Origin of the sequence: Halanaerobium sp. MA284_MarDTE_T2 (genome assembly GCF_003337245.1) — a bacterium.
Lineage (GTDB): Bacteria > Bacillota > Halanaerobiia > Halanaerobiales > Halanaerobiaceae > QPJE01.
The window spans coordinates 20,358-36,484 of sequence record NZ_QPJE01000006.1 but is presented as its reverse complement, the minus strand read 5'-3'; the positions used below and the strand labels follow the sequence as shown (position 1 = coordinate 36,484).

Here is a 16,127-nt window from a genome sequence, read left to right as displayed (position 1 = left end):
AAATTAATATAAAGTGACTTTATTTAATGTCACTAATCATATTATACGAGGGGAAATAAATATTGGAATTATTTATAATTTTTTTAACTGCTGTACTGCTTATTTTTAATATTATAGGAGTTTTTATTCCGGCACTTCCAGATTCATTGTTTTTCTGGATTGCTATACTTCTTTATAGATTTGTAATGTCTGGAACCTTATATTCCCCTTATTTTTGGACTGCTTCTATACTGCTGACACTGCTGATATTTTCTGCCGATTATCTGGCAAATATTTATTTTATCAAAAAAAGGGGTGGCGGCAGAGATACAATGCTTGCAGCAGCTGTGGGGCTGGTGGTTGGGATAATTTTTCTGGGACCAGTTGGTATTGCTGTAGCTCCTTTTTTGTTTATCTTTGCTTTAGAGTACTGGAAAAGCAGAGATAGAGAAAACTCTTTTAAACTGGCTTTGAGTGCTATTATGGGATTTTTTGCAGGAACTGCAGCAAGATTTTTCCTGCAGATTATTTTAATTATTTGGTTTATTATTGAGATAACTTAAGGTGGTTAAAATGCACACAATTTATAGAGGGTCAGGTGGTAGTGGAAAAACTACTGAATTATTAAAAAAATATCACAGTATAGCTAAAAATAATGGTACAGAAGATATACTTGTTTTTCTCAGCAGTGCTCAGAATGTAAGAAATTTTAGAGAAAACATTAACTTAATGACTGCTGGAAATCTAAATATATACACTTATTTTGGTTTTGTTAACTCAGAAATAAAAAAACACTGGCCGCTGCTTGAGGAAAACATTAAGGATGACAGATCAGTTATTGAACCAACTTTTATGACTATAGAAACTTCTCATTTTTTGATGAGTAATTATGTAGAAAAATTTCGCAGCAAAAAAAATTTTTTTAAAAACATAAAAGCTAAATCAGTTCAGATAGCTGTTCAGCTAATTGATAATCTAAACCTGGCTGCATTTAATCTTCTGTCATTAGATGACTTGAAAAACAGACTGATTTATTCTACTAATGGTGATATGGAGAAGAAAAAATATATTGAAGAATCTTTAGAGATTATGGAAATTTTTCGGGCTTTTTGCATAAAATATAGGCTGCTGGATTATTCACTATCAGTAAGCCTGTTTAATAATAATATGCTTAAAAATAAAGATTACTATAGTTTTTTAGAAAAAAATTATAAACACATTTTAGTTGATGATCTGGAAAAAATGGTTCCATCAGGACAGAAGTTTATAAAAAAAATAATCGACATGGGTACAGATGGATATCTTACATATAATGAGCATGGAGGATTCAATAGGTTTTTTGGGGGTAATCCCCAGCTTTCTAAAAAGTTATTTTTAGAAGATGCAGAAAGTATTATTGATTTAGAAAACAATTTTACTTCGCCAGCTGAAAGTGATAATTTAGAACAGGAAATAAAATCAGTAATAGAAATGGGGAAGAAAAAGTTTGTTGAATCACCTCTGTTTAAAGGTGAAATAGATAGTGAACTTAGAGGTGATATGCTTATAAAGCTGGGCAGAAAAATTATTTTTTTAATTGAACAGGGTGTTAAAGCTGAAGATATCGCTGTAATTTCTCCCCAGATAGATAAGGTTCTTCTGTTTAGTTTAAACCATATTTTAGAAAAACATGGCTATAAATTAAATAATTTAAATAAATCGAAAAAACTTGTAGATATACCATTTGCCCGAGCTTTAGTTATACTATATCTTTTTTATAAAAATAGAACAGAAATGATAGGCATATCGGCTCTGCAGCAGACATTTTCTCTGCTCCTGGAATTGGATCCTGTGAGGAGTTCACTGCTGGCAGAAGAAATAGCAGCTGCCGGCATGAGGCTGATAGATCTTGATGATAAAAACATTAGAGAAAAAATTGGTTTTGCAGGCAGTGAAAGATATGATTACTTAAAAAAATGGCTGAAGGAAAAAGAAAATGAAGAACTGGAAATAGAGCATTTTTTCCAGGCGGTATTCAGCCAGCTTTTATCTCCCCTCAATCCATCACGAGAGGATATTTTTGCCTGCAAACAGATGATTGAATCTGTGGCTAGATTTAGAGAAGCAGTCAGCAACTTTCATATGCAGAATGATGACCTCAGCGGCAGATATATTGATATGATTTATGAGGGTACACTTGCAGCCGACACCCTTTTTCTGGAAGAGGAAAAAAAAGAGAGAATCATTCTTTCAACTCCCTATAAATTTCTTTTTTCACCAGAAACCGATGGGGTAGAATATATGTTTTTAATTGATATTTCTAGTGAAAACTGGTTGAGAAGTATTGCAAAAGAGCTGGTTAATCCTTATATATTTACCGATCAGTGGAAAATTAAAAAAGAATGGAATGACAAAATTGATCAAAATATAAGGAGGAGGCAGTTGAGTGATTTTTTAATAAATTTAGTCAATAAAGTCAATAATGGAATTATATTTACTGATAGTTTTTTAAACAGCATGGGATGGGAACAGGATGGCCCATTATATAAATGGATTATGGTTAGGAGAGAAAATAATGAAGTTTAAACCCAGACCAGAACAGAAGAAGATTTTGAACTACAGCGGTGGTATGCTGGCAATTCCGGCGGTACCTGGGGCAGGAAAGACTACAGTACTTGCCTATCTGGCGGCAAAATTGATTGACGAGAAAATTAATGGAAATCAAAAAGTATTAATTGTTACTTATATGAATTCTGCCGCAGCAAATTTTCGTAAAAAAATTGGAGATTTTTTGGCAGATAGAGGTCGCCCTCGCAGCAGAGGATATACTGTTAAAACTCTTCATTCCCTGGCCTTAGGAATTATTAAAGAAAAACCCGAAGCAAGGCTAATCAATAAGGAATTTGAGCTGGTAGATGGTGGACAGAGATATTCACTTATCAGAAGAATATCCGGTATATGGGCAGGGAAAAATCGCGACCGCCTGATGGATTTTTTTGATTTAGATCAAAATTATTATAGATTTAACGAATATGCTGATAAATGGAGACAGAATGATTTTCCTGATTTTGTTTCTACAATGATTTCTTATTTTAAATTAAACTTAATTTCCAGTAGAAAGCTAAAACAAATTACAGATCAAATAGATAACAAAAAATTTAAACTTTTAAGCTGGCTGGCAGAAATATATGAAGAATATTCAGATAGACTGGCTGCAGATGGACTGCTTGATTTTGATGACCTTGTTCAGCACAGCCTGAAGCTGCTGAAAGAAGACAGCGACTTCTGTCAGAGAATGGCAGAAGATTATAAATATATTTTCGAAGATGAAGCACAGGATTCCAATAGAGCACAGGAAGAGATGCTTTACCTGCTGGCAGGCAGTGAAAAAAATTTTGTGAGAGTGGGAGATAGCAATCAGGCTATTACAGGTACCTTTACCATGTCAGATCCAGAGATTTTTAGATCATTCTGTAGTAAGGATGATGTTTCTGTACAGAAATTAACAATGTCCGGCAGAAGCAGCAGAGACATTATAGATCTGGCTAATTATCTTGTCCGCTGGAGTACAGAAGAATTTTCAGATAAAGGGTTTTCTCCGTTAGAAGAAAGATATATAAGACCTGTGCCAGAAGATGACCCGATGCCCAATCCAGTACCAGACAGCTATAAAATAGGATCAAGATTATTTAAGACCTGGGAGATGGAGGCTAAATTTTTGGCACGCAATTCTGTCCGCATGGCAGAAAAAAATGACGGCAAAACTGTGGCAGTACTTATGCCGGCCGGATATCAGCTGGAAAAGATAGGAGCCGAGATAAATTCAATGGGGTTTGAATATCAAATTACAGGCAGCAGCAGTGGGGATAATTATTTTAATGAAATAGAAGTAATACTTAATTTTTTGACCTACCCTCATCAAAAAGATAAATTAAAGATGTTATTTAGGGAAATTTTTTATAAAGAGGAAGAGGAAAAATATTTATTCAGCAAAAATATAATTGATAGTAATGATGTCAGAAGTTTGATCTATCCTGATGCAGGTTTGAGCTGCAATAATTTTTCAGGAGAAATAAGAAGAAATAAATTTTTTAATGAGTTTTATAAAAATTTAAATAGAATACAGGGATGGCTGGAAGCAGCATCAGAAATCCCCCCTGATGAACTCCTTCTGTTTATTGCTGAAAGAATAAAACTGGAAGGGAAAAAACTTGCTGTAGTTCAAAATTTAGCACTTCAGTTCAGCCGCCTTTTAAATCAGCATCCTGCCTGGCGGCTTGATCAGCTGCTGGGAGAAATGCCTTCTTTAAAAGATAGATTAAAGCACTTTATAGTAACTTTAAATGATCTGGATGGTTTTGAACCTGCAGCTGACAAAGTCACCCTTTCAACAATTCACAAAGCAAAAGGTATGGAGTGGGACACTGTATTTTTAGGTGCATTGACTTCAGACCAGTTTCAGCATACTGAAGAAGACTATTTTCGCAGTGAAAAATTTTACCTCAGTGAAGAAATTAAAAACCCAGAAGCAGCAGCAAAGGCACAGCTGGAGGAAATACTGAAAGATAAATTCGCAAAAAATCCTGAAGTAAAGGCCAGGCAGGAAATAATTGCGGAAAGAATCAGGCTCATATATGTTGGTATAAGCAGAGCTAAAGAAAATCTTTATTTATCAGCTCATCAGAAGCAGGGTAAAAAATGGGAAAAAGAAGCAGCTGCAGCATTTAATATTCTGGATCAATTTATTGATAATGCGGAAAAAAACTGGAGGAATAAAAATGTCTGATAATAAACTGCATGATTTGTATTTTAGTCAGTCTGCTCTGGATATCTTTCAAAAATGCAGGAAGAGATTTCAGTATAGATATATTGATGGTCTTTACTGGCCTGCTGAATGGGGAATAGATGCAGAGACAGAAAAAGAGCTGGAAAAAGGGAGGAAATTTCATCTGCTGGCTGAAAGGTATTATTTAGGTGGCAGTATACAGCATCAGATTGTTGAGGATCCAGAATTAAATGTATGGTTAAAAAGATTAAAGCGTTTTCTGCCTTATTCTCAATATATTATTTCGGCTGAACAGGAACTTCGCTATCGTCAAAAACAATTTAAATTTTTGGCAAAATATGATCTCCTTTATTACAATAAAGGTAAAAAGCTGATAGAACTATATGACTGGAAAACAGATAAAAAAAGCCTGCTGAAAAAAGAACTGGAAAATTCTACTCAGAGTAGATTTTATCTTTATCTGTTTAAAAAAGTAGGTCAGAAATATTATTCAGATAAATTTGATATTCAGAACAATCCGGATTTAATATTCTGGAATCCGCGTTTTCCTGAAGAAAAAAAAATTGTTAATTATAGTGATAAAAATTTCTTTAATGACAGCATTTATTTTGAAGAACTGGTTGAAAAAATTTTAATGGAAGATGAGTTTCCAATGACCGATAACCTCAATATTTGCCGCTACTGTGAGTACAGACCTATCTGCCGCAGTAAACAAACTGAAGAAAAAGAGATTTTTGAAGAAGATTTAGATATGGATTTAAATTGGGAGGAGATAGAAGAATTAGAATTTTAGTTTTGAGGTGTAATTATGAAATCTAAAGTTTCCAGTAATAGGGATTTTAAAAGAAAACAGATTGAGAGATATATTGGGAATAAAAAGATTGCTTCTCTTTTAATTAAAAGGGGTTTCAGCAGTTTAAGTGATGTAAAAAGTTATATTAATCCAGAATACTATGATGCGGCTGACTGTGAAGAATTTCCAGATCTAATGAATGCCGCTCAATTTATAATTGACAGAATAGAGAAAAATAAAAAAATACTTATTTATGGAGATTATGATGTTGATGGAATTACATCTACATCTATATTAACAGGTGGACTATCTGATTTAACCGAAAATGTATATTATCATATTCCTGATAGATTTAAAGAAGGATATGGCTTAAATCGAGATGTGATAGAAGCATATAGTGACAGAGTTGATTTAATTATAAGTTGTGATTGTGGTATTACAAACCATAAAGAAGTAGAATTTGCCAGGAAAATGGGTTTAGAAATAGTTATTACAGATCATCATGAACTGCCGGAAAAACTCCCAAATGCAGATTATGTTCTTTCTCCAAGACTGCTGCCAGAAAATCATAGGGCTTACTGGCTTCCTGGTGCGGGAATGGCATTTTTTCTGCTGAAAGCACTTTACAAAAAATTAGGACTGTCCGGCAAAGAGAAGGAATATTATGATCTTCTTCTGCTTGCTATAATTGCAGATGTTGTTCCACTTGTTGGAGAAAATAGATATTTATATCAGATAGGTCTTAAATATTTAAAAAATACGGATCGAATTGGTTTAAAAACACTTTATAAAGAACTGAATATTTCTGCAGGTGATATAAATGAACAGGTGCTGGGGTTTCAGCTTGGTCCTGTATTAAATTCACCTGGTAGAATGGATGATGCAGCTAAAGGATTGAAACTTCTGCTGACAGATAGTAAAATAGAAGCAGCTGAACTTACTGCAGAATTAATAGATATAAATAGAAGAAGAAAAACAATAACTTCAGAAATTGTCAAAGATTTGGAAAATAATATGTCAACTGAGCAGAGAGCTTTGATCAGATATAATCCTGACTGGCACCAGGGGGTTATCGGCATAGCTGCAGGTAGGATAAGTGAAAACTATAATATTCCTACTGTACTGATGACTAAAAATAAAACAGGAGAATTAATAACAGCCTCTGCCAGATCTGTAGAGGGTGTAAATATAAATGAAATAATAAAGCAGTGTTCAGATCTGCTGGTCAAATATGGAGGACATGCGGCAGCAGCCGGATTTTCTTTAAAACCATCTCAACTGGAGAAATTAAAAATTAGATTAAATCAGCTGCTGAACTGCAGTATGATAAATTTAAGCAGCAGCTATAAACCTAAAGCAGATATAGAACTTAAATTTAATGAAATTGATGAAGATTTTTACAGCAAATTGAGAATGATGGCTCCTTTTGGTGAGGCAAATCCTGAACCTATTTTTTCAGTTAATGGAATAAAGATAATTAGTTCTAGAATAATTGCAGAAAATCATAAAAAATTTGTTTTGAGTGATGGTTTAAATCATTTTACTGCTCTGTGGTGGTGGGCAGATGAAGTTAAAATTAAGGAAAAAATAAGGGTTTTATATACACTGAATGAAAATATTTATAATGGCAGTAGAAGTCTGCAGCTGGAAATCAAATCACTTATTGAGACTGAAACTGAAAAGATAAAAAAGGAAAAATCAGCTGATATAAAGCTGGAAGTAAGAGATTTTAGAAATAAAAATATTAAAGATGCTGAAGCTGGTAAAGAAGGAACAGCTTATTTTTTAGAAGGTAGAACCGAGGAAAATATTTATCCACTCATTAACCGTTTCTACTATAAAAAGGCAAAATGTATAGCTTTTCTCAGTATTCCACCATCAGCCGATATTTTGGCAGAAGCTGTAGTAATGACCGGTGCAGAATATATTGAAATTTATTCTGCTGCTGAAAATATTAAAAATATTGAGGAGTTTATAAAAAAATTGACTGCTATGATTAAATATGTTTTTGTAAACGAAAATAGAATTTTCTCTATTGAAAAAGCTGCATTATTTCTCTCTGAACAAGAAAATACAGTGAGAAGGGGAATAGATTATTTGTCAGGCAGAGGGTTTATAGATTATGAATATTTGGATTATAACAATCTAGTAGTCTCCAAAAATGGAATAGAAAGACCTTCTAAAACTAGAATTGCCTGGAAATATTTAAATAAACTGCTTGAGGAAAGCCGTGCTTTCCGCAGATATATTCTTAGTGCTGATACAGAAGATATAAAGAATTTAATTATCAGCAAACTGAACGAAGAAAGAAAATAAATAATGAAAAATAAAATAATTAGGGAGAGTTAATATTGAAAATAAATATATATGAGCTGATTGCCGGGGCCAAAAAAGCTGAAGGGCTTGCAGTAATAATAGATGTTTTTAGAGCATTTACTACAGCCTGTTACCTTTTTGCAAATGGTGCCGAAAATGTTTATACTGTCAGCAAAATAGAAACAGCTTTAAAATTAAAAAGTAAATTAGATAGGCCGGTTTTAGTTGGAGAAAGAGGTGGGAAAAAACTTAAAGGATTTGATTTTGGCAATTCTCCTTATTTAATTGATCAGCATGATTTTAGCAAAAAAGAAATTGTTCTGACTACAAGTTCTGGTACTAAAGGAATTATCAGTGCTGAAAATGCCGAACAGATAATAACAGGTAGTTTTGTTAATTCAGCTTCAGTGGCTCAATATATTAAAAAAATTTCACCAGAAGAGGTATCACTAGTTGCAATGGGAATCGGTGGGGAAAAAAGAGCTGAAGAAGATCTTAGCTGTGCTGTACATTTAAAAAACTTGCTGCTTGGAAATAAAGTAATTGAAAGAAAAGAATTGATTGATCGGCTGCAGAAAAGTACAGGCAGAAGATTTTTTGCAGATGATACACAGGCTGATATGCCGGAAGAAGATTTTTATTATTCACTGGATTTTGATAAATTCGATTTTGTTTTAAAAGCTGAAAAACAGGGTGAAGATATTTTTGAACTAACAAAAATATCTCTTTGAAAAGAGAAAATTGATAAAAAAATACTGATAATTATATTTATTGAAATGACTGTGCTGCTGGCAGCAGCTGCAAGCAATCCTTCTAAAACAGTATATTTACTTTAAAAAAATCTGATCATCAAAATAAATATCTTGGTATTTTAAATAAATTTTATCAGTTTGATAACTAATTTTAATTTAAAGATGGAGGAATTTATATATGGAAGATTATCTTATAAGGGCAATTACTACAAATAAAGAAATTAGAGCTCTGGCAGTAAAATCTACATATACCGTTTCAACTGCACAGAAACTTCATAATACGACACCTGTGGCAACAGCTGCTCTGGGAAGAGTAATTACAGCAGCAGTTTTGGTTGGTTCAATGGTCAAATCTGGTGATGAAATTTCCATAAAAGTAGAAGGGGATGGCCCTGCAGGAAATATTGTTGCAGAAGCAAATCAGTATGGAGAAGTTAGAGGGTATATTTCTAATCCTGATTTGGAATTTTACAGAACTCCTGAAGGAAAACTGAATGTTGCAAAAGCAGTTGGGAATGGAAAGCTCTCTGTAACAAAAAAGATGAAGCTAAAAGAACCATATACTGGCAGTGTACCACTTGTTTCTGGCGAAATAGGTGAGGATTTAAGTTATTATTTTACAGCATCTGAACAGATACCATCAGCTGTTGGACTGGGTGTGCTTGTCGAAAAAGACTTAACTGTTAGGGCAGCAGGAGGATTTATAGTACAGCTTATGCCGGATGCATCAGAGGAAACAGTGGATAGATTGGAAAAAAATATAAAACAAATTAACTCTGTCAGCAGACTAATAGAATCAGGCATGCAGCCCGAAGAGCTGCTGGAGAAAGTATTGGATGGATTTGATTTTAGAGTAATGACCAGTAAAAAAGTTGAATTTAAATGCAGGTGCAGTAGAGATAGGATCTATAATTTGGTTTCTGGTCTGGGAAAAGAGGAATTAACAGAAACACTTGCAGAACAGGGTAAGGTTGAGGTAAAATGTCATTTCTGCAACAGTGTATATAGTTTTTCCAGAGAAGAAATAGAAGAGCTGCTTAAAAATACAGCAGAGGATAATTAATTCCTGCTGCTGTATTTATTTAATCTAGCTGCAAGTGGAGATGGAAGAAGTGCTTTTAAGTGGATATATTCCTGTTCATATTTTTCTGTCTTAACCTGCCCACTATTGTATATTTTTTCTATCCAGTCAGCAGCAGAATAAGGAAGGTCAATTTCCAGTTCAATCATCTGTTCTTTTATTATGCTATTTAATAAATTAAGCAGATCATCTTTTCTCTGCGAAGTATGGGCGGAAATAAAAACTGCATCTGGATAGATTAATTCGAGATTTTTCAGACGATCTTTAGAAATTAAATCTATTTTGTTAAATACTTTAATTATTTCAGTATTATCAACAACCTGCAAATTACGCAGCTCCTCCTGCACGACTCTAATATGCCGTTCCATATCTTCATGAGATGCATCGATTACATGTATTAAAATATCCGCCTCTTTAATTTCTTCCAGGGTGGCTCTAAAGGAAGCCACAAGTTGATGTGGAAGTTTATCTATAAAACCAACAGTATCATTTAAAATTATTTGTCTGCCCACAGGTAAAGTTATTTTTCTCATTGTAGACTCAAGTGTTGCAAAAAGCTGGTCTGCCACAAAGGTTTTCGCATTAGTTAAAAGGTTCATGAGTGTTGACTTGCCTGCATTTGTATATCCAACTAGAGAAATAAGGGGATCAGTTCTATTTGACCTCTGCAGACTGCGTGTTCCTTTTATTTTCTTTAAATTCTCTTTTAATCGATAAATTCGTTTTTCAATACGCCTTCTATCTACTTCCAGTTTTGTCTCTCCAGGGCCTCGAGTGCCAATTCCACCTGCCAGCCTTGACATTTCTATACCTCTTCCCCTTAGACGGGGTAGTCTGTACTCCAGTTGAGCCAGCTCGACCTGTATTTTACTTTCCCTGCTGTGGGCATGTCTGGCAAAAATATCAAGTATAATCTGGGCTCTGTCTACTACTTTAACATCAATTTCCTCTTCAAGATTTCTCTGCTGTACAGGAGTTAATTCACTATCAAAAACAACCAGGTTTGCTGATACTGTGCTGACAGCTTTTTTAATTTCATGTACTTTACCTGTACCGATGTAAAAAGCAGGATCTATTTTTCTATTATGATATGACATTTTTAAAATGGTTTCAGCACCAGCAGTATAAACAAGCTGTTCCAATTCATTTAAATCACTCTCATTTAAACCCACAAGCACAGCCTTTTCTTTAAGCTGGTTAAGGTTATACATTTTATCTTCATTTGAGACTTTAAAATTATTATTAATAGATATTACCTCCCTCTTTCAATTAAGTTTATCTTTTCAGTAAATTCATGTCTGTAGTTTTCAACTCTATGTAAATATATTATAGCATTTTTGTTGATAGGTTAAAATATCTCTAAGGGTAAATTTATAATAAAAATCACCCTCAAACCATCTTGACAGAGAGATGATTTTGCGTTAAAATTATTTGTGAAGATATTCACAAAAATAGAAAAAATAGAGGTGATGATAATGAAAAACGTTTCTATTTGTGTAGGAAGCAGCTGTCACTTAAAAGGAGCTGCAGAAGTTGTTGATATTTTTAAAAATTTACATAAAAAATTAGGTTTAGATAACAAAGTGGAGCTCAGTGCAAGTTTTTGTCAGGGAAATTGTACAAATGGGGTTAATGTAGTTATTGATGGTAAAATCATTCCAGATGTTGGCCCGGAAAATGCTGAGAAAATATTTAGAGAAAAAATAAGTGAGTGTTTATGATGGTAGAACCTCTAATAGTTCATCCAGCAAGCTGTAAAGACTGTCATAAATGCCTCAGGGAATGCGGTGTTGGTGCAATTGGTTTTAAAGATAATCAGGTCTGGATTATAGAAGATAAATGTATATACTGTGGTAATTGTATTAAAACCTGTCCCCAGGGGGCAAAGGAGGCATTATTTGAAAAAAAGAAAGTGGAGTCTTTTCTTTAGTCTGACAGTTTTATTATTGCCTCACTTGCCCCGTCATTTGCAGCTGCTTTTCCTGAATATAAAAGTGGTCAGATTATTACAGCTCTAAAGAAACTTGGTTTTGAGTATATTGCAGAGACAGCTGAAGCTGCAAAAAGGGTTGCTGCAATGTTTAATTATCATGCTCATAATATGAACAAATCTTTAATTACTTCCTGCTGTCCTACTGTTGTTAATTTGATTGAAAAACATTATCCAGAATTAATTCCACAGCTGGCCCCGGTTTTATCACCAATGATGCTGCAGGTCAGAGAATTAAAAAGAAAGTATAAAAAGGCAAGAGTAATTTTTATCGGACCGTGCCTATCGAAAATAGAGGAAATGAATCGGGTTGAAGATAGATTATTAAGACCTGATATTGTTATTAATTTTAAACAGCTGAGAGTTTTATTTGAGGAAAATGGTATTTTCCCGGAAGACTTTGAGGAATCTGAACCAGATCTGGTGGCTGGCCCACAAATTGCTGATTATCCACTTTCAGGTGGAGCGGTAAAGGCAGCTGGCTTAAGTGCTGATGGAATTGATAATAAAATAACTTCAGTTTACATAAGTGGAATAGATAATATTGTTGAAGTGCTTGAGGATATAAAAAAAGAGAAATTAAATACAGATATTGTAGAGCTGCTGGCCTGTGATGGAGGATGTATCTCCGGACCAGCAATAGAAAATGACCTCAGTATACCGGTAAAGGAAATATTAGTTAACAATTATCTGCAAAAATCCCAAAGTTATGATCCGGAGAAAAGCAAAACTGCTGTTAGAGAAAAGATTGATTTAAACCGTATTCATAAAGATAAGAAAAAAATTCGTGAAGAACCACCCGAACAAGCAATAAGAGAAATACTTGTTTCAATAGGTAAATATTCTAAAGAAGATGAAAAAAACTGCGGAGGCTGTGGTTATTCTACCTGTAGAGAAAAGGCAGCAGCAGTTTATTATGGATTTGCAGAAAAGAAAATGTGTATACCATATATGAAATCAAGAGCAGAATCACTCTCTCAAATCATAGTGGAATCCTCGCACAATGCTATAATAGTTGTCAATGAGAAAATGGAAATTCAGGAATTTAATCCGGTAGCAAATAAATTGTTTAATAAAAATAATAGAAAAATAAAAAATTTAAAGCTGGGTAAAATAATAGATAGTTCTATATTCAAAAAAGCCTGGTTAAATCAGCAGATAATTTCACATCATAAATATTCATATTTCGACGGAAGTACTGTAGTTGATCAAACAATATTTCCTCTTCCAGAACACAAAGTTGTAATAGGTATACTGACAGATATAACAGAACAGGAAAAACAGAGAGAAGAAGTACAGGAAATGAAAAAACTTGCTGTAGAAAAAACAAATATTGTAATAAATAAACAGATGCAGATAGTACAGGAAATAGCAGGTTTATTAGGAGAAACAACTGTGGAAACAAAAGCAGCACTTTCAGAGCTGTCAGACCTGCTTCAGGTGGGTGAATAGCCTTGGATATAGTATTTGAAGAGTTTTATCAATCAGTTCCTAAATATAGTCAAGAAGTATGTGGAGACAATGTAGAAATAATTAAGAAAAACGATAAGACAATTATTGTTCTTTCTGATGGGTTGGGAAGTGGTATTAAAGCCAATATATTATCAACTCTAACCTCAAAAATTGCATCTGGTTTGCTAGAAAAAGAGCTTCCACTTAAAGAAATACTTTCAACAATTTTAGCTGCTCTGCCTGTCTGTGAAGTTAGAGGTATTGCATATGCTACTCTGGCTTTTATGGTAATTGACCATAATAAAGATGCTAAACTGGTAGAAATAGATACCCCAGCAGCTTTTTTGTATAGAAATGGAAAAATAGAAAAATTAAATTATAAAGAATATGTGCTGGAAGGAAAAAATATTAGAGAAAGTAGTTTTCACTTTCACAAAAATGATAAGTTGTTTTTAGTTAGTGATGGAGTAATACATGCCGGTTTAGGTGGTCTTTTAAGTTTTGGTTTAGGGTGGGATGGAACAGCAGAACAAATTACTAGAGTAATCAATTATAATGATTTTGATCTAAAAGAAATTATTGAAAAGCTGGTAAAGATTTTTATGGCTTTTTATGAAGATAAGCCAGGAGATGATTTTACAATAATAGGTATGAGATATAGAGAAAAAAGAAAACTTACTCTCTGGTCAGGCCCACCTCTAAAAAAGCAGGACGACAGCCGTATTGTAAAAAAATTGATTAAATCAGATGGCAAAAAAGTTATTAGTGGAGGAACAACAGCTCATATTGCAGCTAGAGAGCTTGATAGAGAATTGAAAACAAGCCTAAAATATGAAGATAAAAGTGTACCGCCGATTAGTGAGATGGAAGGTATTGATTTATTAACAGAAGGTCTTTTGACATTAAATAAAGTACTTGATAAATTAGAAACTTATAAACCTGGACAGATAATTATTAAAAAGGAAGATGGTGCTTCAAAATTATTAAAACTCTTATTAGAAAGTGATAAAATAACATTTCTTGTTGGCAGAGCAGTCAATGAATCACATCAGAGTCTTAACCTGCCACTTGAGCTTGGAATAAGAAGCCAGATAATAAGTTTGATAGCAACCCATTTAAAAAAGCTAAAAAAAGAGATTTATATTGAATGGTATTAAAACCACAAACTCAATTCAACATATTTATAATATATAATAACTGCAAATAAATTTTGAGGAGGTCTTTAATTGACTAAAAAAATACTGGAAATATGCATAGGAACACCCTGTTATCTGATGGGAGCCTCAGAGTTAATAGAATACTACAATAATCTTGAAAGTAGAATAAAAGATAAGATTGAGTTGAGGACATCCCACTGTTTAGAGGATAAATGTGAAAAAGGACCTGTAATAAAATTTGATGATAAATTATATTTTGATGTTACCCCTGAGAGATTGAGTAAGATTATAAGAAAAAAAACACAATAGGAGTGATAGAAGTGTCCAATAATACCATCTCTGAGGTAGTTAAATTAAAAAGAAAGCTATATGTAGAATTGGTCAAAATGATGATAAAAGAAAATTTGGTAGAAGAAATAGATTATCTTCCCAAAAAAATGATCAGAGACGACACACCAAGATACAGATGCTGTGAATTTAAAGAGAGGGCGATTTTTTCAGAGAGAATAAAAATGGCTCTTGGATATAGTACTTTAAATAATAAAAATATAGAGTTACATGAGTTAGCTTCAGATCTCTATAAGGCTGATAATATAAATAATATTGTTGAAGTTATTGAACAGGCATGTGACAGCTGTCCCATTGATAAATATATAGTAACTGATGCCTGTAGAAACTGTGTGGCTCATAAATGTCTTAACTCCTGTCCAGCAGATGCAATTGTAATTATCCAGAACAAAGCATTTATTGATCAGAACAAATGTCTGGAATGTGGAAAATGTGCAAGAGAATGCCCTTATGGAGCAATATTAGAAAACAGCAGACCATGTGTCAGAGTCTGTGAGGTAGATGCCATAAAATCTGATGCTAAAAGACAGGCGAGAATTAATAAAGAAAAATGTGTAGTCTGTGGAAGATGTATAGTAGCATGTCCATTTGGAGCAATCGCTGATAAGTCAAGTATTGTGCAGGTTACCGATAAAATATTAAAAAAAGATGAAAAAACTGCTGCTTTAATTGCACCTTCTTTTGTAGGACAATTTGGATTTAAAGTAAGCCCTGAAACAGTAAAATATGTTTTATTAGAAATAGGCTTTGATGAAGTTATTGAAGTTGCAGAAGGAGCAGATAGAGTTGCATTAGAAGAAAGCAGAGAAGCTATAGAGAGTTTAGAAAATGATAGAATATTGCTTAGTTCCTGCTGTCCTGCTTTTAAGAAGATGATAGTAAATGACTTTCCTGATCTAAAAGATAATCTCTCACATACTGATTCACCAATGTTAACAACTGCAGAAAAATTAAAGAGATATAATTCAGACATAAATACTGTATTTATTGGACCCTGTACTGCTAAAAAAGAGGAGGCAGCAGATAGTGAAGTGGTAGATTATGTGCTTACATTTGAAGAACTCATAGCTCTTATTACTGGATTTGAGATTAATCTTGAAAAAGTCATTGAAAGAAGAGAAATTAGAGATGCTTCAAAATTCGGCAGACAATTTGCTTATTCTGGGGGTTTGAAAGGTGTAATAGAAGAATTATCTGAAGGAAAAATAAAAGCTGATAATGCTGAAGGCCTGGCAAAATGTATAAAAAAATTGACTAATTTAAAGGCAGGAAAAAGTAATTTTGACTTTCTTGAAGGAATGGCCTGTAAAGATGGATGTATAGGTGGCCCTGGAAGTATGATAAATCCAAAAGCTGCCAGAAAGTTAATAGAAAATTTTGCTGAAAGATCAAATCTGAAATTAAAATAAATATAATACAACTTTAACAAAATGCCGTTTTTAGGCATTTTTCTTTTTGCTTATAAATAAAGGATTCTCACCACTTTATCAAGAA

14 protein-coding genes are annotated in these 16,127 nt (G+C 33.4%); 13 read left to right on the top strand and 1 reads right to left on the bottom strand.

The window, feature by feature from the left end:
* Window positions 1–62: 62 nt before the first annotated feature.
* The 7 genes from DFR78_RS04315 to hslO all read left to right on the top strand — a co-directional run bounded on the left by DFR78_RS04315 (window position 63) and on the right by hslO (window position 9,668).
* On the top strand, window positions 63–542 hold the full coding sequence (locus DFR78_RS04315; protein ID WP_114457614.1) for a DUF456 domain-containing protein: 480 nt from the start codon (window positions 63–65) through the stop codon (window positions 540–542).
* Between the two features lie 10 nt (window positions 543–552).
* Window positions 553–2,544 (top strand): UvrD-helicase domain-containing protein, encoded by a 1,992-nt coding sequence (locus DFR78_RS04310; RefSeq protein WP_114457613.1) that lies wholly within the window; start codon window positions 553–555, stop codon window positions 2,542–2,544.
* Window positions 2,534–4,744, top strand: coding sequence for an ATP-dependent helicase (locus tag DFR78_RS04305; RefSeq protein ID WP_114457612.1), 2,211 nt, complete (start codon window positions 2,534–2,536; stop codon window positions 4,742–4,744). The genes DFR78_RS04310 and DFR78_RS04305 overlap by 11 nt, the downstream gene beginning before the upstream one ends.
* Window positions 4,737–5,537, top strand: coding sequence for a PD-(D/E)XK nuclease family protein (locus DFR78_RS04300; protein WP_114457611.1), 801 nt, complete (start codon window positions 4,737–4,739; stop codon window positions 5,535–5,537). The genes DFR78_RS04305 and DFR78_RS04300 overlap by 8 nt, the downstream gene beginning before the upstream one ends.
* Window positions 5,538–5,552: 15 nt before the next feature.
* A complete protein-coding gene (gene recJ / locus DFR78_RS04295; RefSeq protein WP_114457610.1) occupies window positions 5,553–7,853 on the top strand; it encodes a single-stranded-DNA-specific exonuclease RecJ in 2,301 nt (766 codons plus the stop codon).
* A gap of 35 nt (window positions 7,854–7,888) precedes the next feature.
* Window positions 7,889–8,584 (top strand): 2-phosphosulfolactate phosphatase, encoded by a 696-nt coding sequence (locus DFR78_RS04290; RefSeq protein ID WP_114457609.1) that lies wholly within the window; start codon window positions 7,889–7,891, stop codon window positions 8,582–8,584.
* A gap of 199 nt (window positions 8,585–8,783) precedes the next feature.
* Window positions 8,784–9,668: an Hsp33 family molecular chaperone HslO gene (hslO, locus tag DFR78_RS04285; RefSeq protein WP_114457608.1), complete on the top strand. Its 885-nt coding sequence runs from the start codon at window positions 8,784–8,786 to the stop codon at window positions 9,666–9,668.
* Here the strand turns inward: hslO and hflX are convergent.
* Window positions 9,665–10,897 (bottom strand): GTPase HflX, encoded by a 1,233-nt coding sequence (gene hflX / locus DFR78_RS04280; RefSeq protein WP_114457607.1) that lies wholly within the window; start codon window positions 10,895–10,897, stop codon window positions 9,665–9,667. The genes hslO and hflX overlap by 4 nt on opposite strands.
* A gap of 264 nt (window positions 10,898–11,161) precedes the next feature.
* Between hflX and DFR78_RS04275 the strand changes: the two genes are divergently transcribed.
* From DFR78_RS04275 to DFR78_RS04255, 6 genes are all read left to right on the top strand, one after another.
* Complete coding sequence (locus tag DFR78_RS04275) at window positions 11,162–11,407, top strand: (2Fe-2S) ferredoxin domain-containing protein (RefSeq protein ID WP_114457606.1); 246 nt, start codon at window positions 11,162–11,164, stop codon at window positions 11,405–11,407.
* Window positions 11,407–11,616 (top strand): 4Fe-4S binding protein, encoded by a 210-nt coding sequence (locus tag DFR78_RS12145; protein WP_233486974.1) that lies wholly within the window; start codon window positions 11,407–11,409, stop codon window positions 11,614–11,616. Before DFR78_RS04275 ends, DFR78_RS12145 begins: the two co-directional genes overlap by 1 nt.
* A gap of 12 nt (window positions 11,617–11,628) precedes the next feature.
* The gene (locus DFR78_RS04270) at window positions 11,629–13,128 is read left to right on the top strand and encodes a [Fe-Fe] hydrogenase large subunit C-terminal domain-containing protein (RefSeq protein WP_369834917.1); all 1,500 of its coding nucleotides are present in this window, start codon (window positions 11,629–11,631) and stop codon (window positions 13,126–13,128) included.
* A gap of 2 nt (window positions 13,129–13,130) precedes the next feature.
* Entirely contained in the window at window positions 13,131–14,285 is a 1,155-nt protein-coding gene (locus DFR78_RS04265; protein WP_114457605.1) for a PP2C family protein-serine/threonine phosphatase, read from the top strand.
* 69 nt (window positions 14,286–14,354) lie between these two features.
* Entirely contained in the window at window positions 14,355–14,594 is a 240-nt protein-coding gene (locus tag DFR78_RS04260; RefSeq protein WP_114457604.1) for an NAD(P)H-dependent oxidoreductase subunit E, read from the top strand.
* Window positions 14,595–14,605: 11 nt separating this feature from the next.
* Complete coding sequence (locus DFR78_RS04255) at window positions 14,606–16,042, top strand: monomeric [FeFe] hydrogenase (protein WP_114457603.1); 1,437 nt, start codon at window positions 14,606–14,608, stop codon at window positions 16,040–16,042.
* Window positions 16,043–16,127 lie beyond the last annotated feature (85 nt).